This window comes from Microcoleus asticus IPMA8, from assembly GCF_013179805.1.
GTDB classification, from domain to species: Bacteria; Cyanobacteriota; Cyanobacteriia; order Cyanobacteriales; family Microcoleaceae; genus Microcoleus; species Microcoleus asticus.
This window is the reverse complement of the sequence record NZ_SRRZ01000121.1, coordinates 1-23695: the sequence shown is the minus strand read 5'-3', so window position 1 is coordinate 23695 and position 23695 is coordinate 1. Positions and strand designations below refer to the sequence as shown.

24 protein-coding genes are annotated in these 23695 nt (G+C 43.6%); 10 read left to right on the top strand and 14 right to left on the bottom strand.

Annotation, left to right across the window (positions count from 1 at the left end):
- Positions 1 to 126: 126 nt before the first annotated feature.
- The 3 genes from E5S67_RS25320 (at position 127) to E5S67_RS25310 (ending at position 4814) form a co-directional block, all read left to right on the top strand.
- On the top strand, positions 127 to 1401 hold the full coding sequence (locus E5S67_RS25320; RefSeq protein WP_172191212.1) for a hypothetical protein: 1275 nt from the start codon (positions 127 to 129) through the stop codon (positions 1399 to 1401).
- A 1-nt stretch (position 1402) separates the two neighbouring features.
- Positions 1403 to 4099 carry a hypothetical protein gene (locus tag E5S67_RS25315; protein ID WP_172191210.1) on the top strand — a complete coding sequence of 899 codons (2697 nt, stop codon included), beginning with the start codon at positions 1403 to 1405 and terminating at the stop codon, positions 4097 to 4099.
- 151 nt (positions 4100 to 4250) lie between these two features.
- Positions 4251 to 4814, top strand: coding sequence for an HU family DNA-binding protein (locus tag E5S67_RS25310; RefSeq protein ID WP_172191208.1), 564 nt, complete (start codon positions 4251 to 4253; stop codon positions 4812 to 4814).
- Between the two features lie 91 nt (positions 4815 to 4905).
- Here E5S67_RS25310 and E5S67_RS25305 read toward each other — a convergent pair whose 3' ends face one another.
- From E5S67_RS25305 to E5S67_RS25260, 10 genes are all read right to left on the bottom strand, one after another.
- The gene (locus E5S67_RS25305) at positions 4906 to 5745 is read right to left on the bottom strand and encodes an ATP-dependent DNA ligase (protein WP_172191206.1); all 840 of its coding nucleotides are present in this window, start codon (positions 5743 to 5745) and stop codon (positions 4906 to 4908) included.
- A 15-nt stretch (positions 5746 to 5760) separates the two neighbouring features.
- Positions 5761 to 6594: a DNA ligase-like domain-containing protein gene (locus tag E5S67_RS25300; RefSeq protein ID WP_172191205.1), complete on the bottom strand. Its 834-nt coding sequence runs from the start codon at positions 6592 to 6594 to the stop codon at positions 5761 to 5763.
- Between the two features lie 8 nt (positions 6595 to 6602).
- Positions 6603 to 7832 carry a hypothetical protein gene (locus tag E5S67_RS25295; RefSeq protein WP_172191203.1) on the bottom strand — a complete coding sequence of 410 codons (1230 nt, stop codon included), beginning with the start codon at positions 7830 to 7832 and terminating at the stop codon, positions 6603 to 6605.
- A 46-nt stretch (positions 7833 to 7878) separates the two neighbouring features.
- Positions 7879 to 8385, bottom strand: a complete 507-nt coding sequence (locus tag E5S67_RS25290; protein WP_172191201.1) for a hypothetical protein — start codon at positions 8383 to 8385, stop codon at positions 7879 to 7881.
- A gap of 74 nt (positions 8386 to 8459) precedes the next feature.
- The gene (locus tag E5S67_RS25285) at positions 8460 to 8981 is read right to left on the bottom strand and encodes a hypothetical protein (RefSeq protein ID WP_172191199.1); all 522 of its coding nucleotides are present in this window, start codon (positions 8979 to 8981) and stop codon (positions 8460 to 8462) included.
- Positions 8982 to 9096: 115 nt separating this feature from the next.
- Positions 9097 to 9393, bottom strand: a complete 297-nt coding sequence (locus E5S67_RS25280) for a hypothetical protein (protein WP_172191197.1) — start codon at positions 9391 to 9393, stop codon at positions 9097 to 9099.
- Positions 9394 to 9440: 47 nt separating this feature from the next.
- Entirely contained in the window at positions 9441 to 9734 is a 294-nt protein-coding gene (locus E5S67_RS25275; RefSeq protein WP_172191195.1) for a hypothetical protein, read from the bottom strand.
- Positions 9735 to 9738: 4 nt separating this feature from the next.
- Positions 9739 to 10047: a hypothetical protein gene (locus E5S67_RS25270; protein ID WP_172191193.1), complete on the bottom strand. Its 309-nt coding sequence runs from the start codon at positions 10045 to 10047 to the stop codon at positions 9739 to 9741.
- The gene (locus E5S67_RS25265) at positions 10013 to 10354 is read right to left on the bottom strand and encodes a hypothetical protein (protein WP_172191191.1); all 342 of its coding nucleotides are present in this window, start codon (positions 10352 to 10354) and stop codon (positions 10013 to 10015) included. Before E5S67_RS25265 ends, E5S67_RS25270 begins: the two co-directional genes overlap by 35 nt.
- A 61-nt stretch (positions 10355 to 10415) precedes the next feature.
- Positions 10416 to 10640 carry a hypothetical protein gene (locus tag E5S67_RS25260; RefSeq protein WP_172191189.1) on the bottom strand — a complete coding sequence of 75 codons (225 nt, stop codon included), beginning with the start codon at positions 10638 to 10640 and terminating at the stop codon, positions 10416 to 10418.
- 556 nt (positions 10641 to 11196) lie between these two features.
- Here E5S67_RS25260 and E5S67_RS25255 point away from each other — a divergent pair.
- The 3 genes from E5S67_RS25255 (at position 11197) to E5S67_RS25245 (ending at position 16566) form a co-directional block, all read left to right on the top strand.
- Positions 11197 to 11751 carry a GIY-YIG nuclease family protein gene (locus E5S67_RS25255; RefSeq protein ID WP_343045301.1) on the top strand — a complete coding sequence of 185 codons (555 nt, stop codon included), beginning with the start codon at positions 11197 to 11199 and terminating at the stop codon, positions 11749 to 11751.
- Between the two features lie 229 nt (positions 11752 to 11980).
- Entirely contained in the window at positions 11981 to 13300 is a 1320-nt protein-coding gene (locus E5S67_RS25250) for a sensor histidine kinase (protein ID WP_172191185.1), read from the top strand.
- Positions 13301 to 13395: 95 nt separating this feature from the next.
- Entirely contained in the window at positions 13396 to 16566 is a 3171-nt protein-coding gene (locus E5S67_RS25245; protein WP_172191216.1) for an ATP-binding protein, read from the top strand.
- A gap of 22 nt (positions 16567 to 16588) precedes the next feature.
- Here E5S67_RS25245 and E5S67_RS25240 read toward each other — a convergent pair whose 3' ends face one another.
- The 4 genes from E5S67_RS25240 to E5S67_RS25225 all read right to left on the bottom strand — a co-directional run bounded on the left by E5S67_RS25240 (position 16589) and on the right by E5S67_RS25225 (position 19947).
- Positions 16589 to 17500, bottom strand: coding sequence for an SDR family NAD(P)-dependent oxidoreductase (locus E5S67_RS25240; RefSeq protein ID WP_172191183.1), 912 nt, complete (start codon positions 17498 to 17500; stop codon positions 16589 to 16591).
- Positions 17501 to 17535: 35 nt separating this feature from the next.
- Positions 17536 to 18495 carry a pyridoxamine 5'-phosphate oxidase family protein gene (locus E5S67_RS25235; protein WP_172191181.1) on the bottom strand — a complete coding sequence of 320 codons (960 nt, stop codon included), beginning with the start codon at positions 18493 to 18495 and terminating at the stop codon, positions 17536 to 17538.
- A 33-nt stretch (positions 18496 to 18528) separates the two neighbouring features.
- On the bottom strand, positions 18529 to 19128 hold the full coding sequence (locus tag E5S67_RS25230) for a glutathione S-transferase family protein (RefSeq protein ID WP_172191179.1): 600 nt from the start codon (positions 19126 to 19128) through the stop codon (positions 18529 to 18531).
- A gap of 66 nt (positions 19129 to 19194) precedes the next feature.
- A complete protein-coding gene (locus E5S67_RS25225) occupies positions 19195 to 19947 on the bottom strand; it encodes an SDR family oxidoreductase (protein WP_172191177.1) in 753 nt (250 codons plus the stop codon).
- A 277-nt stretch (positions 19948 to 20224) separates the two neighbouring features.
- Here E5S67_RS25225 and E5S67_RS25220 point away from each other — a divergent pair, with 277 nt between their 5' ends.
- The 4 genes from E5S67_RS25220 (at position 20225) to E5S67_RS25205 (ending at position 23413) form a co-directional block, all read left to right on the top strand.
- Complete coding sequence (locus tag E5S67_RS25220) at positions 20225 to 20698, top strand: hypothetical protein (RefSeq protein ID WP_172191175.1); 474 nt, start codon at positions 20225 to 20227, stop codon at positions 20696 to 20698.
- Between the two features lie 354 nt (positions 20699 to 21052).
- Positions 21053 to 21655, top strand: a complete 603-nt coding sequence (locus tag E5S67_RS25215; RefSeq protein ID WP_172191174.1) for an LppP/LprE family lipoprotein — start codon at positions 21053 to 21055, stop codon at positions 21653 to 21655.
- A complete protein-coding gene (locus E5S67_RS25210) occupies positions 21652 to 22014 on the top strand; it encodes a hypothetical protein (protein ID WP_216670708.1) in 363 nt (120 codons plus the stop codon). The genes E5S67_RS25215 and E5S67_RS25210 overlap by 4 nt, the downstream gene beginning before the upstream one ends.
- Before the next feature lie 592 nt (positions 22015 to 22606).
- Complete coding sequence (locus E5S67_RS25205; protein WP_172191172.1) at positions 22607 to 23413, top strand: hypothetical protein; 807 nt, start codon at positions 22607 to 22609, stop codon at positions 23411 to 23413.
- The last annotated feature ends 282 nt before the right edge of the window (positions 23414 to 23695 follow it).

Sequence of the window (23695 nt, the reverse complement as noted above, 5' to 3'; positions counted from 1 at the left end):
ATTTTAGTTGATTATTAATAATTTATAAGTCTACAATTATACATTGCTCTGCCAACTTTAGCAATCTTTTCCTATCATTCAACACTTCTGGATTGGTATTTTAGCCTGCCCCATATTCAGTTTATTATGAAAAACCCAGTAATGGCAGGCATCAAAGATTTATTGGTAGCATCCCAAAATGTGGGAAATACCGTGATTGATTGCAGTTTGGTATTTTTGGAAACCTTGAATGGCATCAACCGCGCCTACAACAGCAAAGCATTCACAAACTTAGCCGGCAAAGGTCAGCAAGAATTAGCCAATCTCCTTCCCAGTAGCAGAGAAAAAGCAATCTATGAAGCGTCGGTGATTGCGTACAACGAATCTTTGAATTTACCTAATTTATCAGTAACGATCGACTCGATCGATGCCGACATTCGAGCAATTCAGCAAGCCGGACAAACAGCAGAAGCTCAAATAGATACATGGAAAGCTGCTGCCATTAGTAGAATTGAGCAATTAAAGAGTGAAATATTAGCAACGATCGAATCACTTACCGGAAATCCACGCCGAAATGCCCGCGCACGAATCAGAAGGGCCGAAGCAGGACGTATCGCGATGACCACAGGCACAATTCCTAAAATCATTGCTGCAAATCCATACTCAATCAGCTCAACCTACAATTACTCCATCAGTTCCATTTACAGCCGTCCGCCCGTCTTTAATTCAGCATTGGTGCCGATCGCTGTGGGGGGAGCAGCTACAATCGCAGGTGCAGTGGGTGTGCTCACCAGCATTGCCAGTTGGCTGCTAGGGAGTTTTTTCCTGAAATCATTCAATATTCCCGCAGTTTTGTTGCCAGCGTTGACCAATACTGTGGTGTCGATCGTCTTGAAATTATCTGGCAGTTCAGGCGGTGCTGAAGCGGTTAGATATTTAGCAGCTTCGGCTCTGAAAGCTGGAGCAAGTTTGTTGCCCAGACTCTTTGGAACCACAGGAATGCAAGCAAGTGGTTGGGCTTATTTGATGGCTTGGGCAGCCCCTATAATTGGTGCAGCCGTTATCATTGCCACCGCCATGAGAAACCGAACCGATCTTGCTGAATTTCTTTATGTTTTTGCTGATGTTGGCAATGCAACTCCAAGGAAATTTAACTTATCAGTTGCTCATATGTACGACACCAATCAAGTTGAAATTCTTGAACAGTTGAAATTTTTAGCAAAAAATTTAAAAACGAGTGCCGTTCTTCCGATCGAAGATGTCATTGGAGTTGGATTAAACACTAAGAAAGAATATGTTATTGGCTATGATTTGAACAACCCCGACAATCCTGTTCTTATTCCGAAAAATGACATCCCTACCAGGTTAGGTACTGATAAAATTGCTAGAATAGCATCAGGAAAATTCTACTTTTCTGATTGATATGCCTACTGATTACGAATTAAATTATTCTTGGGTTGACGAAAGTTTAGGACAGATAAAAACCACTGCCATCTTGTCTGTGTGGGATTGCGTTACCAAACAATGGTCAAATACTCCCAAAGTGACTCTCCGAAATACGCTCCTTTCTGGCTGGCATCAAGACTGTGGCAGAGAGCGTTTTTGCATTGGAGAAATCCCCGAAGATACCAAGAATGCTTCTCTTTTAGACCCTTTTGTACCTAATAAAAACGATCGATACACCTTAGACTTAGCCAGCAACTCTCGCAACCACGGACGCTTTACTTTTAATCTGGCTCCGATCGGTTCTAACTATTATGGAACCAAAGGTAGTGAGCAATGGAAGAGAATAATTTACGGTAGCATTATGCACACCGGGTGCAAACTTTTAGTAGGTCGCGAGTTCAATTTTATTATTGTTGATGACACCAGAAAAGATGCTCAGGGTAATCCACAAGATGACCCCACGAATGGAAGGCACTGGAATAGCGGAGACAGTCATGGTAAAGCTTCCAAGAATTTTATGCGGATACTTGGAACAGGTGATGTCCACTTGCCAAATGACGAAGGAATTCCCCTTCAGTTTCGGATAGCGTCATTCAAAAAGTGGGTCGCCAAAGGGACGATCGCCTACAACTCCGAACTAGACGACTCTGGCTATGATTTAGTCATACCTTGGAGTTCTCTAAAAGGTAATAAACCAGCTCTAGGAAACTACAGAGAGAAACTGTTGTGTGGGCTGGTATTTGAAGCAGAAAAACGCACTGCAAAAGCAGGTTGGATGCTTTTTCAATGGTTTAAATTTGAAACTCTGGAACAAGACAAAATAATCAGCCGATTAACAGAAAAATGTCAAAAGCTAGTAGCCGCTACTAACTCTATTCAAGCTCTGGCTAAAGAGTTGAGAATCCATCAAGTAGAAGCAGAGCAAGAACGCGAACAAGGCGATAGTATTCAGTCCGAAGCGGAATATGTCAATACTGCAATGGAAATCATTAAATACGATATCAAAGGACGACTTCTGCTTCATCCTTACATCACAGGCAAAATAGCAGAAAGACTTCAAGCAGTTTGGCTTAACTTAGCAAAAGCTGCGGGGGTTCGTTTCTGGTCGCTGATGTCGCAGCCGGATGAGTATTTTAAGAGATACGAAATCACGGACAAGAATGACAAAACAACTTTTATTGAGAAAGTTTTCTGTGCACCTAGGATGGCTCCCGGCGAGTACATCGTATTCTGCAACCCCATGAGGCATTGGGGCGACTGCCAACTCTGGATCAACAGAATTGAAGGGACTTATGCGCGGGGGACGAACCTAATGGCGGCATCCACAAAATTGATGTTGAGTCTGGGCAGAGACTTTGACGGTGATTTCGTTCAGTTAATTGCCTCTGATCAATATCCGGCGTTGAGAGATGCGATCGCCAATTTCGACAAACCTCCCGAAGTTGACAAGTTGCCTAAAATGGCGCTGACGGGAACACTCCAAGAAGTTGCGATCAACAGCATGAACGACATCACCGGTGTAGTTGCCTCACTCCTCGGTCGCGCCAGAGCAGCGGGAGTAGAAGGAATAGTCCTAAATATTCCGCCAGGCGGAATGCAGACAGAGCCAAAAGAGATGGCTATCATCAATTTCCTTAGTCAGGAATTGCAAATCGCGGTGGATTCGCTGAAGTCGGCATATCCCAATAATGATGTGGGACTCAAAGCTGTTACCGACTATCTCAACGGTCTGGGAGATGCGGGCAAAATTCCTTGGCTCAAAGATTTTAAGGAGAAGGACACTTTTCTAATTCGACCCTGCGCCGTTGCCAATGATGCGATCGATACCATCTCCCGGCTCGTCAAAGTAGTCAACAGCTATTGGCGGCCAGCTCAGCTAGAAACTAACATCGACATCAACTCGTTTCACAATGCGCTGTTTGTAGATGTAGAGGTAGCCCAAGAACAGATGGATTTTGCGTTTGAACAGCGCAAAGGATATGGCTCAGAGATGGGAGCTGCGATCAAATGGAAGGAACAAAATGAGGGTGACACTACCAAACTCCGGGAAGTCTCCGCTAAATACCAAGCTCTTAAAAACTCCGCTATTGAACAATTTGCCGATGTCCAGGGTCAGGCTTATACCGAAAAATCTTGGGCTGCTGCTTACTGGCGAGCGGTGCATTTTAAGGCTACTGAACTCAGCACTGGCTCGCTGGTTTTCAATTTATTCCGGGAAGAAATCGTGACTGAACTACAAGAAAATCCTGATACTTTGCCTTACTTCAATGTGTTCAACGTTCACAAACAAGAACCCAATGTCTGGAGCCGAGGTGAATGGACTGGACAGAATGTTCTGATTCGCATTGTTCAGCGAATGAAACCAGCTACTGGTCAGCAAGCCGCACGGATGGAACTGGCGATCGATATGAGGTATCCCGACAGTACCAAAAATATCGGCTATTTTCCCCTTGGATGGGTTGGTGAAAAATATCGAAGTAAAGTGGCGATCGGCGAAACTCGCGAAATGCGGATTTACACCGATGGCAAATACATGGATGAAGCGGGTAGAACTATTACCAAAACAGTTCGTTTATTTAACCAATCCCTGAGTCAAGAACAGATTGATTTCTTAAATGGCAAAATGCCAGCAGGTCTTTATAGCCCTGAAGATTTCGGTTTGCCACCTAATTAATGATGAGTGGTATTTACGACAAGTGGTAAATACTACCATTTTCATGCCAATTTCATGCCTAAAAATGAGAAAAATGTTTCTGATTTATTGTGCTTTTAAAAAAATTAGGGCATAATCAAATCAAGCGTCTATCTCAATCAAAATTTTAATTATGGCTTCAGTTGCTCAAAATCTCCCATTTAGAGAAGTAATCTCCAGTGTTATTTCTTCTCTCGGAACCGGAGAATCAATCAAGATTGAAGGATTCGGAACCTTCAGCTTAATTGAAAAACCCGAACGGGAAGGACGAAATCCAAAAACAGGTGAACTAACCATCTACAAGCCTACTCGCCGACCGAAGATTACGTTTGACAAGAAGTTTCTTGAAAGGGTCTATTCTAGCGGAACTGCTCCTGAAACTTCGACTGAAACAACTTCGGCAACAGCTCCAGTAGCAAGTCCTGCAACTACTCTAGCTCCCGCAGTAACTCCCGCAGTAACTCCGGTAGCAGCTCCAACAGCTCCTGTTTTGCCTCCTCCAATTCCAGCGGAATTGCTTACTCCTTCTCAACCACCGATGCTGTGGCAAATTAAGGCTCCCGATAATTCATTTGTCGAAGTTCCCAGCAATGAACTGCCTAATTGGGGAGTTGGTGCAAATACTCCAATTTACTCTGCTGCCACTGGCTGGAAATTAGCAGGTCAAGTCCCTGAACTTGTAGGGATTGTCAAATAAGAGATTCAGCTAAAGTAGCGAGAAACTAACTGTACAAAAAAACCTGAGTTGCTGCACCCAGCTCAGGTTTTTTTGATATTTCTAAGAATCTTTAGACAAATCTATTAAAAACTGGATGTCTCAAAGCTCCGGTAGCATTAACCCCCAAATGGATGATTTCGATCGTCCTCCCAAAATAATCAGCTTGGTTGGCGAATATAGTCGATCTCTCTAAATCAGTAAACCCTGTTCCGACTCGGCTATTGACGGTTCGCCCATCAATGTTGCCGCTGACTAATAAATTCCCCAAAGATTTACCGTATTTCCCCGAACCTTTAGTAAATCCAACTACCTGCAATTGAGCTTTCACGAAGTTTTTGACTTTCAACAGTGCGATCGATCGACCCTGGAAATAAACAGAGTTCGGGTTCCGCAGCATTATCCCTTCAGCCGATTGCCCTGATGCCTTGATTGAGTCAGCTTCAGCTTGAATGACCAGAGGGTTATTCTCAATCAGTCTCTGCGGAACGTAACTAACCTTCCCCATTGTCGGAAAGATTTGCTGAATTTGGCTATATTCGTCTGCTGCCGGGATGTTCGGATATTGAGTGAAGCCAATCGCAAAAATGCGGAATTCCACTCTCTGTTTCGCTTCGACAACGGTTGCTGTAGTTTTCGTCGATCGAGCAATCCCAGAAATTCTATCGAAAGGCTCTCCGGGGATGTACAATTCACCATCCAAAAATGATAAATTGTTGGCTGACCTGATGTTTTCACAGATTTGCTCAATTTCGCCCAATCCTGAATATCTAGTTTTGCCCGATCGACTTCTTAATCCATTTGTTGGATTTTCGTACAGACACCGAACTCCATCTAACTTGGGGCTACTGAGCCATTGGCTCACCCCATAGTTTTTGGTGGGACTGTAAGTATTTGCTAATTGCAGTAACATCTTTGTTGCTCCTCATCAAACAAATCGACCCAAAGCAGGGCTTCGGAGATTGCCAGTAGCGGTTAAACCCATGTAAACTATTTGAACTTGTTTGCCGATATAAGAGTCTCTGTTCATCCACAGATCCTGTTCCTCTTCGTCGTTCAAGCCGTAAACACGAGAAGTTTTCATAACTCCATTCACTGTGCCTTCAACGGACATATAACTCACGTAACCTACTATTGGATTTTGCGTAAATCCAACGACAGTAAAAATTCCGCTTGTTATGCCCTTCACTTTGAGAAGATTATCCGATCGCACCCCAGAATACACTGAGTCCAGATTTCTGAGAATGATTCCTTCAGTTCCTCCAGAATTCATGACGGCGTTTGCTTCATCAAGAACGCCCAGAGGTGTGTTCCGAATTTGTTTTTGAGGAATCAAACAAATCATTCCTTGGCTCGGAATGATTTGCTGCATAAAATTCACCATTTCTTGAGCTGTTAGGTTCAGGTTTGTTGCAGAACCAACAGCAGAAACTCGGAATTGAACAGCAAATTTTTCATCAAGTTCATAGGTAGTTCTATCGCGAACTAAAACCGTAAGTTCATTAAAGGTTTTGCCGGGAATGAACAGTTCACCGTCAATGAAAGACAGATTGTTAGCGTCACAGATGGCACGACAGGCTAATTCAAGCCGATCGAGTCCAACATATCGGGTTGTGAGACTTTGGCTTCTCAATCCTCGTGCTGCACCATCGCGCGTGTAAATACAGCGAACTCCATTGAGTTTAGGAGTGCTTAACCAAAATCCAACTATGTATTCTTTAGCTGGATTGTAAGTATTGGGAACTTCCGCTACAAAAGTCATGGTTTTTCTTAGTTAACTGCCATTATGAAATTGCTGACACATCGCACAGTTTCATTGACGATTTTGTCAAACATCAACGCTAATTCTCGGTTATTTGGTTGATATCTCATTAAGCCCCATTGTCCCGTTGCAGCAATTGTTAAATCAGGTCGGAAAATCATTGCTGTAGAATGGAACCAAGTATTAAAGATTGTGGCTGGCATATCTCTAGCCAGTAACAATCCTGAAACGTTTGTGTATTGTATGGTCACATCCACATTGACCCGAACCAATTTTCCACAGGTTTGATAAGTTACGCTGCCCGTAGCCCCACTCGCCAAAGGTAATGAAATTGGTGTTGACCAAACAATCCCGGCTGGCCCTGCTGGCCCGGTGGCTCCCGTGTCTCCTTTCGGACCGATCGGCCCAACAGCACCAGCAACACCTTGAACTCCTTGAGGGCCAGTTGCGCCAGTTAATCCCGTGTCGCCTTTGGAGCCAGTATCACCTTTAATCCCTTGAGCTCCCGTTGCTCCAGTATCACCTTTGGGGCCGGGAATTCCTTCTGAACCGATCGCTCCTTGAATTCCGTGTGCGCCAACTTCACCTCGATCGCCTTTATCGCCTTTATCGCCTTTATCGCCTTTATCACCTTTATCACCTTTGGGGCTTTGAGAACCTGTGGGTGTAGGAGTTGGTATGACAAGAATGTTTAGAAAAGCAGTAGCAACCTCAACAACACTACCATTTACCACTAACTCAGCTTTAAGTTCTCCTGACTCAGAAACAGAAACATTGAAAGGAGCAGTGCTATCTTCTTTGATAATTTTCTCATTCAATGTAAAACGAACCAAAGAACCTGTTGGTCGGTTGGCAATAGTTGCTGTTACCAAGTTCGGAGAAAGAGATGTTGTGCTTCGAGTCAGAGTTATTGTTGGGCTATTAAGCTTCAATTCCAAACTTAATGAAGCTGTCGATCGAACTGTTATAGGAACTGTTGTTTGATTGATATCTTCGGCTTCGATCGAATGAATCCCAGCAGCAGGAATTGGAACATTAAATTGATATTGATATTCCACAGTCCCACTTGTATTAATCGAAGTAGCTGACGTATCGATTCCTACGATCGCACCGTTTAGCTTAAACCGAACGTCAGTGTTGATGTTGCTATCAGCGATCGCCTTGACTGTGATAACGTGAGGAACTGTATTTGTTTGTACAACTTCTCCTTCTACAGGAAAAATAATTCTTACTGGCATGGTTTGATTATCCTTAACTTATTTTTGTCTGCAAAACAGAGCGGAATTAACTATCATTTTGAATCAATGTTTGAGCAACTATTATGCCGTCGCTAGATTCACCAGTGATATACAGTCCGATATACGCATTAAATATTACATTGTCAACATCAAAAACGTAATATACTTTGGGATTTGCTAACTGATTAAAAACACCATACAACTGAATGAAAAACTCAGATTGTTCGAGTGGCAGTTGTAGGTTTTCTAAATCACCTTCAGATTCTTGAACTATTGCCTCCACAATGACCAGCGCACCAATTACTAAAGGCTTGAATGTTTGGTCAAGTGTTTGGATTTCAATTCGACGTTTTGGAGGTTTGTAAGGCACACCAGGATTTGAGCCTTTTTCCGAAGCGCATCGCAGAGCAGCATCGCGAGAAAGAATGGTTTTTTCAGTCACTTTCTGTCTGTGGCGACTAACACTTAACGGTGAATCACCATCACTTGGCCAGTAGTTATAGTCAACAAGAATGGAACGAAGAAGTTTTAGTGCCAGAACTGCTGTCAGCATAGTTTTTAAATGTGTAAAAAATTCTGTGATTAATCCCGTTTTTTTTTTTGTATAAAAACAAACGGGATTAATTATCAGGTTTGAACTAGCAGAGATTGAGCAATAATAACCTCACCATCGCTGCTTTCACCAGTAATAAAAAGTCCTGTATATGGGTCAGAACCTGTCATATTACCATCAACAACATAACAAACTTTGGCATTTGTTAGTTGTTTGAAAACGCTGTAGAGTTGCACCAAATATTCGGATTGTTCGATCGGTATTTCCAATGTTTCCAACTCAGCCATTCCACCTTGTACGTTAGTTGCTGTTGCTTGTACTTCAAGCAGTGCAGTAGCAGCTAAAGGTTTGAATGTTTGATCGAGTGTTTTGTATTCAATTCGTCGTTCTGGTGCTTTGTAAGCAACTTCTGGATCTAACTCCTTCATTGCTGTTCTTCGCATGGTTGCATCGCGGGAAAGAATCGCTTTGTCATCTAAAGCGGTTTTCGATCGTCTGACAGAAAGAGGCGAATCGGATTCGGATTCGGGCCAGTAATTGTAGTCTACGAGGATTTGGCGTAGCAGTTTTGCTGCTAGCCCTGCTGTCAACACCATGTCAGTAATTAACTAATAAATTATTTTTAGCTTATATCCCTTTTCTGTTTTTGAGTTCATACACTAAAAACTTGACTTTTATCCCCGTTTGTTATAGAGATAAAAGCCAAAAAAGTTAATCGGATTCTGACCAATTGACTAGAATCACAGAGACAGAATCTTTGGAAAAATTATTAGATTTGAAGTTTTCTTGGAGAGTTGCAACTACTTTTTCTGCCTTTTCTTTAGTATCGAAAAAATAGGCTTCTTCAAAATCAGTAATCCATTCAAGATTTCCATAGTTAGCCAAGAAAAGAATACTACCATGTTCTGTGGCAGCAGCGATCGAATAATAGGCGTAGCAGATAACGAATCTTTGCTGAACTAAAGAAGGTGAATCAAAATTAGTTGTTGAATTTGTTGAATCTACCATAAAAAAACCAGGTGCGAACTGGTCAAGCGCTGCTGTCAGGTAAAAAGTTAGGACACAAGAGACTTGAAAGTGTGAATTCTTGTCCAATCGAATGTGTTTCCGATGTAACTGTCGAACAAATGACTGTCACCACGAAACAAAACTTTGTTGGCAGTAAACCAATGGGACTCCCCGGTACAGTCACGAATTAAGATAAATGAACGGGAATAACAGGGAACGATCGGAAGTTCAATTTGACCGATCGCCCAACCTGGACACCAAACATTCCCATAGTGAAAGAAACAGTCTTTTGGTTCAGGAAACCAAGTAATGTGTTCTTGAGTAATTTTTAAAGATTCCATAAAATCACCAGACAATTTCCTTAAAACGGTTAATTTTTGTCCAATCGAAACAATTCGCTGTATAAGTCTCAAAAAGATGAGTCTGACGATGATTTTCCCCACGAATGGCAACTTTGTTAGCAGGAACCCAATGGCAGCCACCTTCAGCATCACGCACCAAAGTCAAGCAACGGGAATAGCTAGTAGGGATGGGAAGCTCAATTTGACCGATCGCCCAACCCGGACACCAATTAGAGGGATTGTACAAAAAGTAACAATCTTGGGGTTTCAGAAACAAATCAATGTGTTTCTGAGATGTTTTCTGTTTTTCCATTGTTTCTACCGTTTTTATCGTTTTTGTTTCTCTTCAATTCAACTTCTGTAACAGCTTGATTGAAAGCTTCATCGGTAGGTTCTTCAATGATACCTAATAAACAAAACCATCGGAGTTGGATCGTTCGTCCGCCTCGGCAAATAGTTTTTTCTGCGCTATGGCATAAGTGCTGGGAGCCGCCATTGAGGAGTTCGTCGTAATAATAAGCCAGTCGATCGGGCGCTAGAGGAATTGGGTTTTTACCACCAAAGGGGCAGGTGTAGCAGGGTTTTTCTGATACATTGTAAGCACTTAAATCTCTTGCCATGTGTTTGAGGGTTAGTATGAGTTCTGACCTCCCAATAGAATGAGAGGCTAGTGGTCAGTAGTTAAACAGATTCTGCAATTTTATATGCTGCGAGATAGGTTGCGTCGGTACTTTGCGGGCGCTTCCCTTCTATCTGGTCGCTTATTGCCAGAGCTATTTTTACCCTTTGAGCTTCGGTTGGTGAAGGAAGCACTTGGTTCTGAAAATAATATGCAGCAGTTGAATCAAAGAATCTGTCGAGGTCAGTTTCATATTTCAGAAACCTTACTAATTCTTCTAAATTCATGAGTTTGCCGAAAGTCGGGAACAGGTCAAACGTGCAGATATTGGGAGAAATAATTCTTGGGATTCTATGCCTGATTCAGATCTTTCTTGGAGGAGACAAAAGGATGATAGATTCTCATAGTTAGGGAGCCAAAACATCATCACCCCAAAGCGAAGCAGGATGATTTTACTTTTCCCTGAATTGTTAGCTCGTAAGAAGCGCAAAAGCTGACGTGGTAGCATTTGTTCATAAATTGCTGTGATTTGGTTCGATTTGTTATGAAGAGCTAAGAATCGATCGAATAGATAGGCAACGTGAATGCGACGGTTTCCGAAACTTGGCTAAATAAATTTTCATTAACATCGAAAAAACAAGAATATCTGTGACAGTCTCTCTAGATTTTGCTGAGTTCATTCATGAATTATCTAGTTTTTTCAAAAATCATTGTCATCAGTTTGGTATAATTGTCACAGTATCAGTTCCCTATCTGGAGACATTACTACCGGGAGCGTGATGTTTGGTATAATTCCATTGAGCTAAACTTGACAGCAGCGATCGTCCAACAATCTTTAAACTCGTGGAGCAACTCGAACTTTTCCCTGAATTTCATCCCAAATCCAGACCCTCGAAATCTCCTAAGTTAACGATGAGTTGTGAGGTGCTAGAGAGCTGGAAACAGCGCATTTTTGAACACCAACAATCTGAAGGCGCTGACCAACCGCGACAGGGAAGTCTATTCGAGTTAGCGCCAAATCTCTGTGACTCTAACAACATAGACCCCTTTGCTCTGGAACTGCACAATCTCTCATTTTGTGAGAAACCTGATGGAGGCGATCGTACTTGCCTCTATTTTGTTATTGACAACGAGCTTCCCTTGCTGTTGTATGTAGGAGAAACTGACCGCACTCCTAAGCAACGGTGGATGAGCCATGATTGTCATAAGTACATTGGCAACTACATCGAATTACATCGGCGTTATTCCCTAGATGTGAGTGTAGCCATAGCTTTTTGGTACGGAGCGCCGAGCAATCGAAAGCATCGGTTACAGCTAGAATCGGAGCTTATCTACAAGTGGCGATCGCCATTTAATAAACAATGCTGGCAGTGGTGGGGACAACCCTTTGGCAAGTAAAATTTGTGTAATTTGGTATTTTAAACCACATTCCGGTTCTTCCTTACTTGGTATGCTAAACAGACCTGTCCGCTAGCCTAAAAGCTTCGCTAGGTAATAAGTGTAGTCATTATTTTTAGCGTTTGAGGCTAAGAATACGGGCGATCTACGGCTAGAACCCTTATTGTACAGCAAGCGTTATGATGCTTAATTACAAGTTAAGCATCATATGTAATGAAGAGCCAAATAAATGAACACCGATTCTGAAAAGAAAGATATTGTTTTAATCGTAGATGACAACTCTAATAACTTAGGGGTACTTTATAATTTGTTGGATGATGCCTCCTTTGAGGTTTGGGTAGCACAAGATGGAGAAAGTGCTATTGAAAAGGTGGGCTATGCACTCCCTAATTTAATTTTGTTGGATATAATGATGCCGGGGATAGATGGGTTTGAAACTTGCGATCGCCTGAAAGCAAATCCTTTAACTGCTGACATCCCCGTGATTTTTATGAGCGCTCTGTCTGATACCGTTGATAAGGTTAAAGGTCTGTCTTTAGGGGCAGTGGATTATATAACTAAACCCTTTCAGCAAGAAGAAGTTTTAGCTCGCGTTAAACTGCATCTAAAATTGCATTTTTTGACTCAGAAAATTGAAAAACAAAATCAGGAACTAGAGCAGCGCGTACAAGAACGAACGGCTGAATTATCCCAGGCTTTACATAACTTACAACAAACTCAAGTTCAATTAGTGCAAACTGAAAAAATGTCCAGTTTGGGCCAGTTAGTGGCTGGCGTTGCTCATGAAATTAACAATCCAGTTAGTTTTATTTTCGGGAACCTTACTCACATTTCTGAATATATAAAAGAATTGATTGCCCATTTGAAGCTTTATCAACAAAGTTATCCCAATCGTCTCCCTCAGATTTCCGATCATGCTGAAGAAATTGAGCTAAATTACCTGCTAGAAGACTTGCCAAATGTGATTAGTTCAATGAAGTTAGGAGCAGATAGAATTAGCAACATTAGTGTTTCTTTGCGAAATTTTTCGCGGATGGATACATCAAATAAGGTAGCTGCAAACATTCACGAAGGGCTAGATAGCACTCTTTTAATTTTGCGCCATCGGCTGAAGGGAAGTGGCGATCGCCCCGCGATTGAGGTGGTTAAAGAATACGGCAATTTACCGTTAGTGGAATGCTATGCGGGACAGTTAAATCAAGTTTTTATGAATTTGATTGCCAATGCAATTGATGCCTTGGAAGATAAAATGGTAAATTCCCAATCCGCAAAATCTGCTAATTGTAAGATTACAATTAGCACAGAATTAGCAAATGATAATTCTGTAAAAATTCACATTGCTGATAACGGTATAGGTATCGAAGAGACAGTAGCTTGTAAACTATTTGAAGCTTTTTTTACAACCAAACCAGCAGGGAAAGGTACAGGCTTGGGATTGAGTATTAGTTATCAAATTGTGGTAGAGAAACATGGAGGAAAAATCACTTGTACTTCCACACTGGGTCAGGGTACTGACTTCACTGTTGAAATCCCAATAGAGCAGTCATAATTGCCGATTGTGATAACAAACAAGCCCAATATTTTACTTGTGTTTTTGTCAAAAATAAGATCACATTAATATCACGATCGCTGGACTGTTCTATGATGCGCTTAACTGCTTCTCACTCTAGAAAACTCCCCCTCCGCCTTGTTCTAGTAGGGCCATTTTTACTGCAAATTTTTGCGGCTGTGGGGTTAACAGGATGGCTATCATTACGCAATGGTCAGAAAGCTGTTAACGATGTTGCTGCTCAGTTACGGGGGGAAATTAGCAATCGCATTGAGCAGAATTTGGGGACTTACCTTACGAGCGCTCATCAAGTCAATCAAAGCCTCGCGGCTACTATTAATGTTAACTTGTTGGACGTGCAGAATCAGAGAGATTTGGAGCGTCATTTGTGGCATCAGCTTCAAGTTTTTGATTCAGTAAGTGCTATTTATTTTGGCAATCCTCTCGGAGGAATAGTTGTAGCCCAGCGTCAAGATAATGAGAAATTATATATTTACACAACAGAAAGATTTGTTAGTGGCAAGTTAGTCTGGTACTCTACAGATAGCTTTGGCAATCGCAAAAAGCTGGAAAAAATCATTCCTGCTTTTGACGCGCGGAATCGACCCTGGTATAAAGCAGCGGTTGCAGCAGGAAAACCCAGATGGATCGATCCTTTTCTTGTATTCGGAAGTCATCATTTGGGAATTACTGCTAGTCAGCCAGTCTATGACTCAACTGGTAATTTGATAGGTGTTTTAGGTGCGGAGCTACTTGACAGTCAAACCCGCGACTTCCTACAAAGTTTAAAAATTGGTAAGTCTGGAAAGACATTCATCATGGAACGCTCAGGACTGATTGTAGCTTCCTCAACGTCGGAAAAGCCATTTCTAGTTAGTAAGGATGGGAAGGTTGAGAAGCGGATGAAAGCAACTGAAAGTAGCGTGCCTTTGATTCGCCTTTCATCCCAATATTTGATCGATAAGTTTGGCGACTTGAGCAAAATTAATACTAACCAGCAACTCACGTTTGACTTGGGTGGCAAGCACCAATTTCTACAGGTGACACCATTTAAAAACGGTCGCGGTATTGACTGGCTAATTGTAGTTGCTGTCCCCGAAGCGGACTTCACGGATCAAATTAATTCTAACACCAGGACTACGATTTTGCTGTGCCTTTTATCATTATTGCTGGCTGCCATTCTGGGAATTTTTACCTCTGGCTGGATAGCTGAGCCTATTCTGCGTTTGAGGGATGCAAGTAGAGCAATAGCAAATGGAAAATTAAACCAAAAAGTAGAGGTCGAATCGATTGGAGAACTGGATATTTTAGCTGAATCGTTCAATCAAATGGTACAGCAATTACAAGAATCTTTTACTGCCTTAGAAAAAACCAACGAAGAGTTAGAACAGCGCGTTGATGAACGGACTACCGCACTGCGAGAAAGCAAAGCACTTCTCAACCAAACCCAACAGTTAGCAAAAGTTGGCGGCTGGGAAATCAATCTAGAAACTGAAGAATTGGCTTGGACAGAAGAAGTTTACCGCATTTATGAAGTTGATTCAGGTTTTCAGTTAACTATGGCAGCAGCAAAGGCTTTCTATCCATCTGAGTCCTTACAGATTTTGGAACCAGCACTCGAAAGTGCGATCGCAAATAAAGAACCTTTTGATATAGAGTTGCAGTTCGTTACGGGTAAAAAAAATCAGCGATGGGTTCATATTCTCGGTCAACCTCACTACAAAAATGATGTACCTGTCAAATTTAAAGGAACTTTTCAAGACATTACAGACCGCAAAATTGTAGAACTCGCACTCCAAGAAGCTAAAATTGTCGCTGATGCTGCCAATCAAGCTAAAAGTGAATTTCTTGCTAACATGAGCCACGAATTACGAACACCTCTCAACGGCATTTTAGGTTATGCTCAAATCCTCCAGCGAGATAGCAGGTTAACTCCCAAACAAATTGCTGAGATTAACATCATTTACCAGTGCGGTTCGCACTTGCTTACTCTGATTAATGATATTTTAGACCTTTCTAAAATTGAAGCTAGAAAAATGGAACTCTATCCCACAAATTTCTATTTCCTAGCATTTCTTCAGGTAGTCAGCGAAATCTGCCGCATTAAAGCTGAACAGAAAGGCATTTCTTTAGAATGCCAATTTGATGCTGCACTACCAAGTATCGTTAAGACTGACGAAAAACGCTTACGGCAAGTGTTAGTCAATCTTTTGGGTAATGCTGTTAAATTTACTGATGCAGGTGGCGTTATTTTTAAAGTGGCTGTAGTAGAATCTGTAGCTGTTGAATCAACTGCGATCGCACCGAAAGCTATCCACAAAATCCGCTTTCAAATCGAAGATACTGGCGTGGGAATGACGAGCGAACAAATGCAGAAAATATTTCTGCCATTTGAACAGGTAGGTGAGGCTCGCCGCATGGCAGAAGGAACTGGTTTAGGATTGGCAATTAGCTTAAAAATTATTGAAATAATGGGAAGTAGCATCCTAGTAAGTAGCAAGCCGCAGATAGGCAGCAAGTTCTGGTTTGATTTGAGTTTATCAATGTCTGATGGAAAGGTTTTACCGACAGTGCAGCCAACAAGAACTATAGTCGGCTTTACAGGAAACAAGCGCAAAATTCTCGTAGTAGATGATAGGTGGGAAAATCGCTCTGTGATTGTCAATTTGCTCGCACCCATTGGCTTTATAGTTGTTGAAGCTACCAATGGAATTGAAGGTTTAGAGCAAGCTCGCGAATTAATGCCAGATGCTATTATCACCGACTTGGTAATGCCCCAAATGAAGGGTTTTGAGTTGATGCGCCGCCTGCGTGAATTGCCAGAATTGAAAGATATTTTAATAATTGTCTCCTCAGCTTCAGTGTTTGAAACTGACCAGAACAATAGTTTAGATGCTGGGGCGGATGCTTTTCTTCCCAAACCTGTAGAAGCTTCTGATTTGTTTAGATTGTTGCACAGACATTTAGGGCTATCTTGGCTCTACGAACAGTTAGTTGAAGTCTTTCCTCCCCCTGCCAAAAGTATTAAACGAGATAGCGCTTTATCGTTGGCTGCGGCTATAGTTCCTCCACCCCCAGAAGAAATTGATATTTTCTATGATTTAATTATGAAAGGCAATTTGAAAGCGATTATCAAACAAGCCGAACATTTAAAAAAATTGGATGCCAATTTTATTCCTTTTGCTGAGCAGTTGTGTGAATTTGCTCAAAAGTTTCAAGAAAAACAGCTAAAGTCTTTTATTAGTCAATACAAGCAAAAGGATTAATTACCGCTGTTTAAAAACACGGTCAGGCAAGCAGGCGCAACGATTCCTCCCAGAGGCGATCGGCGTTGTCCGAGTTGAGAGCATAGGGTGCAACGCCACTGTAGTCTTCGGTTCGCCGAGGCACGATCGCGGCTTCGTTACAATCCTCGAAGTAGCGACCGCCAATGCCCTTCAGCAAGGGGGAGGTTGCCAGCAAAACTGAGGTGGCAGCACCCTGTTCCGGTGTTTTCTGCCGCTCTGGTGGTGTCTGAATCCCACCCACATGGCGCTGAAGGTTGGTCGCGATCGCCCCCGGCATCAAAGCATTAGCCGTAATGCCATCCTTCAACCAGCGTGAGGCTGCACCAACCGCGAAAAGGACAATGGCAGTCTTGGACTGTCCGTATGCCAACCACGGATCGTAACGGCGAAAGGCGAAGTGGATATCATCGAAGACCACTGGCGAGAGCAGGTGTCCGCTAGAACTGACGGAGACGATACGTGCCGCACCAGCCGCTGCCAGTGCATGATGGAGTCCGAGTGTCAGAGCAAAGTGCCCAAGATGATTGGTAGCAAACTGCATCTCCCAGCCTTCGGACGTGTATTGTTCAGGCAATGCCATTACACCAGCATTATTGACAAGGATATGTAATGGTTCATTCCACGCATCGACAAATGTAGCGATCGAAGCTCGATCAGTCAGATCCAGCAAGGCAACGTGAATGTTTCCATTACCCGTAGTAGTAGTGATGTCAGCCGCTGTCTTTTGACCAGCATTGATGTCACGCACAGCCAGGGTCACTTCAGCACCTGTACGAGCGAGTGCCCGTGCTGTCTCGATGCCGATGCCCGATGCTGCTCCAGTGACGATCGCCCGCTTGCCAGAAAGATCGATTCCCTTTACCACCTCGGCAGCGGTGGAATGTTGCCCGAATGGTGTTTTAATCAGTGACATATATGCTCCTTTAAGAATGTCGAGTGATGCCCTTATCAGAAACCTGTGCGATCCAGGAAAGGCGAGAACGCTGGCGATGACCAGCTCAGCGGGAGGCTGCCCTCTACCCGACAGCCGCGATCGAGGTGGAAGCGAAACAATCGCTCTGCTCCCTCGTAGTCATTGATTTGGGCACCTTCCCAAATCACTTCGGCTGTGCCTGTGAGATAGAGCAGGTTGCCGCGGTCGAAATCCACGAATAACAGTCCAGCTCTGGGATTCAACTCAAGGTTGCCAAAGGTATTAAACTGACAATTGCCAGAGAAGTCGGGAACGGTCAGCGTACAGTGATCATCGAGCCGCACAAAGCCTGATTTGCCACCGCGATGAGAAACATCTACCCCGCTAGCAATGCCTGCCGATGTATTTTGATAAGCGGTTGCAATGAAGAAGGTATCAGCCCCAGCAATCGTGGCACGTTCTTGGGCTCCAAGCATTTGGAATTGATGGATCGATGGCGGCGTTGCGGAATCTCGATTAATTAGCTCAAACATCCGAGTTTGAATATATTTGGGACAGTTGCCAAAGCTTTGTCCCACTTGCACTTCAAAGCGATCCGAGTCCATTGCTGCGACAGTACCGTTCACGCGATTGCGGCGGCGGGTATGGAGTTCAATTCCCAGCAAGCCGATATCGATGCCATCGGCAAGATTATTTGTGAAAGGATCGCCAAATAGGGGTTTGGCGGCAATCTGTAAGGTACGATCGTCGGGCGTTGATACAAAGCCCGGTTTCCCTACCAGAATTGAAGCCCAGGGGCTGCCTGTCACATCCACCGTACCCACAATTATGTAAGAAAGTTGGGAGAAGAACTGGCGAAACTGATCGGGCAGGTATTCCCGAATCATTTGTCGTCCTTGCCTATCCATCTTGGTCTGCGTACCCATTCGACCTTGAATTGCTAGTTCGCCCGCATGAAACGGCGATTCGGTTCTTGTCCAGCCTGGGATTGCCATACGTTACCTCTGTTTTTAAGCTGTGCGGTTCGCCTACAGTCCAGCCATTGGGATATAGCCGGGGAGTTGTTTGATGCGATCGATCCAAGCTAGGACGCTGGGATAGGGTGCGAGGTCAATCTTGCCATCGTTCGCTAGAGCAACGTAAGGAAAGACTGCGATATCAGCGATGGTGGGGCGATCGAATTCTAACCAGTTGCGCGTACTCAAATGCCTATCTAATTGAGTCAGGATATTCTCTGCTTGCTGGTGTGCGCGTTCGATATTGATACTGGTAGCCCCAAACAAATAATAAAGTCGGGAATGTTCAGGGCCCTGGCGGATTTCTCCAGCAGTTGTCGATAGCCAGCGAACGACTTGAGCCAACGGGAGGGCATCCAACGGCAGCCAGCGATCGCCGCCATGCTGCCGCGCTAAGTACACCAAAATAGCTTGAGCATCAGCTAGTTTGGTATCGCCATCGACCAACAAAGGAACCTGTCCCAATGGGTTGAGTGCCAAGTATTCCGGCAATTTTTGTTCGCCTTTCATTAAGTCCACTTTGACCCATTCATATTCGATATTTAATAGTTCCAGCAACAGTCTTGGTTTGTAACTGTTACCAGACATTTCGTGACCGTAAAGCTTAATCATGATGTTTCTCTTTTGAGTGTAAATATGAGTGATTTAGGAAAGCACTATTTCCTAATTCACTCATATTCAGATTTGTGCCATACCACCATCAACGAACAGTTCGATGCCATTAACAAAGCTGCTATCGTCTGAAGCAAGAAAGACAACGGCTTTGGCAATTTCATCGGGCGTACCAACTCGTCCTAGCGGAATGGTGACGGCTTGACTGTTCACAAATTCCTGCACCTGCTCTTCGCTCAATCCCAAAAGGGTGTAGCCAGGAGTCGGGACCACGCCAGGACTAATCGCATTGACTCTAATTTTGCGTTCTTTGAGGTCGAGTATCCAATTGCGGGCAAACGATCGCACGGCAGCCTTGGTCGCGCTATAAACGCTAAAGGCTGGGGTGCCTACGGTAGAAGCAGTCGAGGCGTTCAGAATAATAGAAGCGCCCTCTGGCAGCAGTGGTAATGCCTTCTGCACGGTGAATAGCAAACCTTTGACATTTGCGTTGAATGTTTTGTCAAAGTGTTCTTCAGTGATCGATCCCAGTGGAGCAATTTCTCCACCGCCCGCATTGGCAAAGATTACATCGAGGTGCCCTTGCTCTTGCTTAATCGCGGCAAACAGGCGATCGATATCCGCGAGATTTGATACATCACCCTGAACGGCGGTGACATTTTTGCCAATCTGCTTCACCGCAGCATCGAGGTCGTTTTGACGCCGACCCGTGATAAAGACGTAAGCTCCCTCTGCTACAAACCGTTGGGCAGTCGCGAGTCCAATCCCACTGTTCCCACCTGTTACCAGTGCAATTTTGCCTGTAAGTTTACCTGACATAAGATTCCTCCATTTTACGTATTTCGTCTGTACTGAGAGAGGGTTAAGATATTATTACTTGCTTTACGCCAATAGTTCGGACAGTTTTTTAACGATCCTGTAAGCCGAGGGCGAGGAAGCCCTGCCATTTTTAACGAACTTTAGGCAACAAGGGCGCTCGACTTAAACCTTGAAAAAATAGTCCACCATATAGCCAGTCTGGGTTTCGGACACTCCACTATATCTAAAACTGTCCGAACTATTGATATATGAACAATCAGCCACCTCCGAATCAAACATGGATCGATTTAAATTTCAGCTAGCCATGCTGCAACAAGGAGCAGAGGAACTAGAGAAAAAAATAGCTAACTTCAGTACAATTTTGCAGCAGGTAAAAACTGCGGCAATTACCATTTGGGTAGCGTTGATTGGTTGGGTGTTTGCCAGCAAAATAGAGGCGCTGGTTCCGCTGGGGTACGTTATAATTTTTGGTTTTTGGTTTTTAGAAGCTACCTACTGGAGGGTGCAATTTTATTATATGCAAAGAGCTGCTGCCGTTACCGAATTCTTGAATGATGAAAGGGCTTTAGATAAAAGTTTCAATACCCATTCTATACCGGAAGGTCTAGTTCACCCGCTCGGTTCTTTGAAAATATTTAAAATGCCTTCTTTGTGGAGAGCTGTGCGCGCTCCGTCAATCTATATTTTTTATACTTTTTTGTTTGCTATCAATTCGGTCGTTTGGTTGATAAGTCTTAAAACAGCTCTCTAACGGGGCAATATCCGAACGTGCGATCTACCGAACAGTATCTTCATCCCGACTAACTAAAAGTATACATAAAAAATTGAATTTGCTTGCTAATCCAAAAAGCGGTCGCTTGCTGTAATGCTTGGGTTAAGCGATCGCCTGTTCTCTCCTCAATACTCTGCTGGTTCTTTTCGCGCTAACCAGAACTGTTTGCAATAGACTTCTGCTGTGGCAGCAACCTTTTATATGGCTTTTTATTCAGATTTTACAGTGCAGCCCCTAATTTGATAAACTGAGGACAGCCGTTGGCAAGCCGACCTTGGGGAATTTTGCTCGTAATGAATTTAAAGACTGCCACTTAAACTGCAAAATAATTAGATGAAAGCTCAAATACTTTATCCAATTGGTTTAGCGCTTGCACTTGTTCCGCTGGCCCTCGCTACAGCCGCAGTGAGTCAACCGTCCAGCAGTTCGTGGCTGGAACAAAAAACACTGACAAATTGGAACAAACCCGGAGCGTCAGTTCCCAAAGCTCCCAACAATAATTCCTCCGACGCAGCCCGCTGCCAGCAGCAAATCCGCAACCCTTCTACTCCCGAAGAACGAGCCGTGAAAGCAGCAGGATGGACTCTATTTAACGTGCGGGGCGAAACTAAAAGTTCGGGGCGCGTAGTGCTGGTAAAAGGGCAGACCGGTTTCGATGGAATGTGCCGCCCTGTGGGATACCAGGAATTCGTTTTTGCCAACGGTATCTTTGCCGGAACCACTTCCCCAAACCCAATGAATTCTAGGAGCGATGGCGCTTTATTTCAAACCGATATCGAAACGCCTTCCCGCTTCAAGGCTCTCTTTTCCCGCTACACCCCGCAAGATGCCCTCTGCTGTCCTTCTCGAACTAGCGAAGTAACGTATCGAATTGATGTTGCTAACCAACCTATTGTCGTACCGATTGAGGTTATAACCTATACCAACTCCCGATGAAAAAATATTTCAACCTTGCTAGCGCCCTCATCGCCTCTCTCAAACCAAAATCTCAATCGCCCGCAATTGACAGCTACGGTCAATCCCCGCTAACCCAGGAACAGCAGCAAGCTCTGATGGAATGGCTCTTTGCCAGCTTGATGGGTGTTGGCTACTTCGGCAAAGCTCACCTGATTTGGGATGATGGCAAAGACAGAGAGCGAGAGATATTCACCGCGTTGATGAGAAACGAGCCGATATTCCTGTACCGCCAAGGAGCGCGACCCACTCCCACAGTTGAGGGATATTGCTGGCAATTGATTGGCGAACATCCCAGTTTGCGGGTGTATCAGTTGGAGATGGAAGTTGAGGGAGATTGAAGGCGATCGATATCGTGACCGACAAAGAAAGTTGCCAAAGTTGTTGTAACCAAAGCCACGATGACCCATGCTCGCCCGAAGTGCACCCATCCCGCGATTGAGCGAAGCGATAAGACGCACTAACCGCAATCTACGGGTAGCCGTAAGAGTTGAAGCAACCAAGACTTTTACTAAATTCGGCTTGAATATCGATAGCTTTTGGTCTTGGGAAAGCGATCGCTTATTCAGCAAGCCCTAGATAATGATGATGTATTTGCCACACATAGCAGGTTCGATGCTCTGTTTGTCCTTGCAATTTGTTCAAATTAAATAAAAGCGTCATAAATCATTACTTCAGATTCATGACTCTTGTTTCTAGTTGAATATTTAATTATTTATTCTATTGTTGAAATCGTTCGCTGTCAGAAGAATAGGCGTCAATTATTGATTTTTTTAGCGTAAAAAAGCTTTAGGAGCAAGCTGTCTCATCAAAATAGCTTGGACTGTGTTAAGAAATAAAACCCTACAGAATAGAATATTGTGGATTGGGATACAAATATAAGCTATAACATTTAAGCTTCTTTCATTTGTTTCTTAATAGCGAGGTCTTCCTATGGCGATCGAACTTTCAAGTATAACGTTTACCAACCGGGCTGATGTTGTCCCCGCGTCTGGGGTTGAGCAAATACTCAATACTGGCACCGCTAATACTCTTGGCGGCAAGGACACAATCACTGGCGTTGATAACGCTGATTATAGCGTCGCCATCGCCAACTTTTCCATCCTGGATACTGGTGATGGTAATGACACAATCACTGGCGATCACTCTATTGGAAGCGGCTACGGCATCCAAAACGCTTTTTTTAGCAGTATTATTGATACGGGTAAGGGTCACGACACAATCACGGGCATGGGTAGCGTCGGCATTTACAACGATGGTACCATTAATACTGGCGATGGTAATGACACAATCACTGGCATCCACACTGAGGGAGGTGGCATCCCCATCACCAACTATTTGTCAGGCATTATCGATACGGGTGATGGTAACGACGTAATAACTGCGAATAGCTTGGGCATTAACAACGACGGTACCATTAATACTGGTAATGGTAACGACTCCATTATTGCCGGCTTCCTTAGCAGTAACCTCTTGGGCAAGGTCTTTTTGGGAGACGGTAAAGACTATCTAAAGGGTTTTGGTAGCGGTAATTTCAACGGCGGAAACGGTAAAGACACGCTGGAATTAACGTCAGGAAGTTATGTTGTTGGTATATCCGGCACAGCGGTGAATTTCACTGGCTATAATTATTCAGGTATCAGCATTATGAATACTTCTGAGTTTGAAAAACTCATAGCTGGTAGCACGACGTATAACTTCAGCAGTTTAACCAACGGTCAAACAATTGTTGTTGCCTAGCAGTTTATTTGAGAAGTGGGGACAGCTAACAGAAAAGTTTGGCTGTCCTAAAAGACACTTTATCGTATTGAGAAGAATCGACCCAACATTTCTTGTCCCTCAATGAGTGACGCTCAAAGATGCAACTGGCTATGGGCCCGCAGGATTGCTCAGAATGGGTTCAGGTACAAAGAAAATCACGAGGTTCAGAGGTATCGGCTCAATAAATAGAGGGAGCAGTTATTCTAGTTGCCAAGACAAGCCCAAGGGATGAAGAGAAGATTTTTCGCGAATAATAGTAGA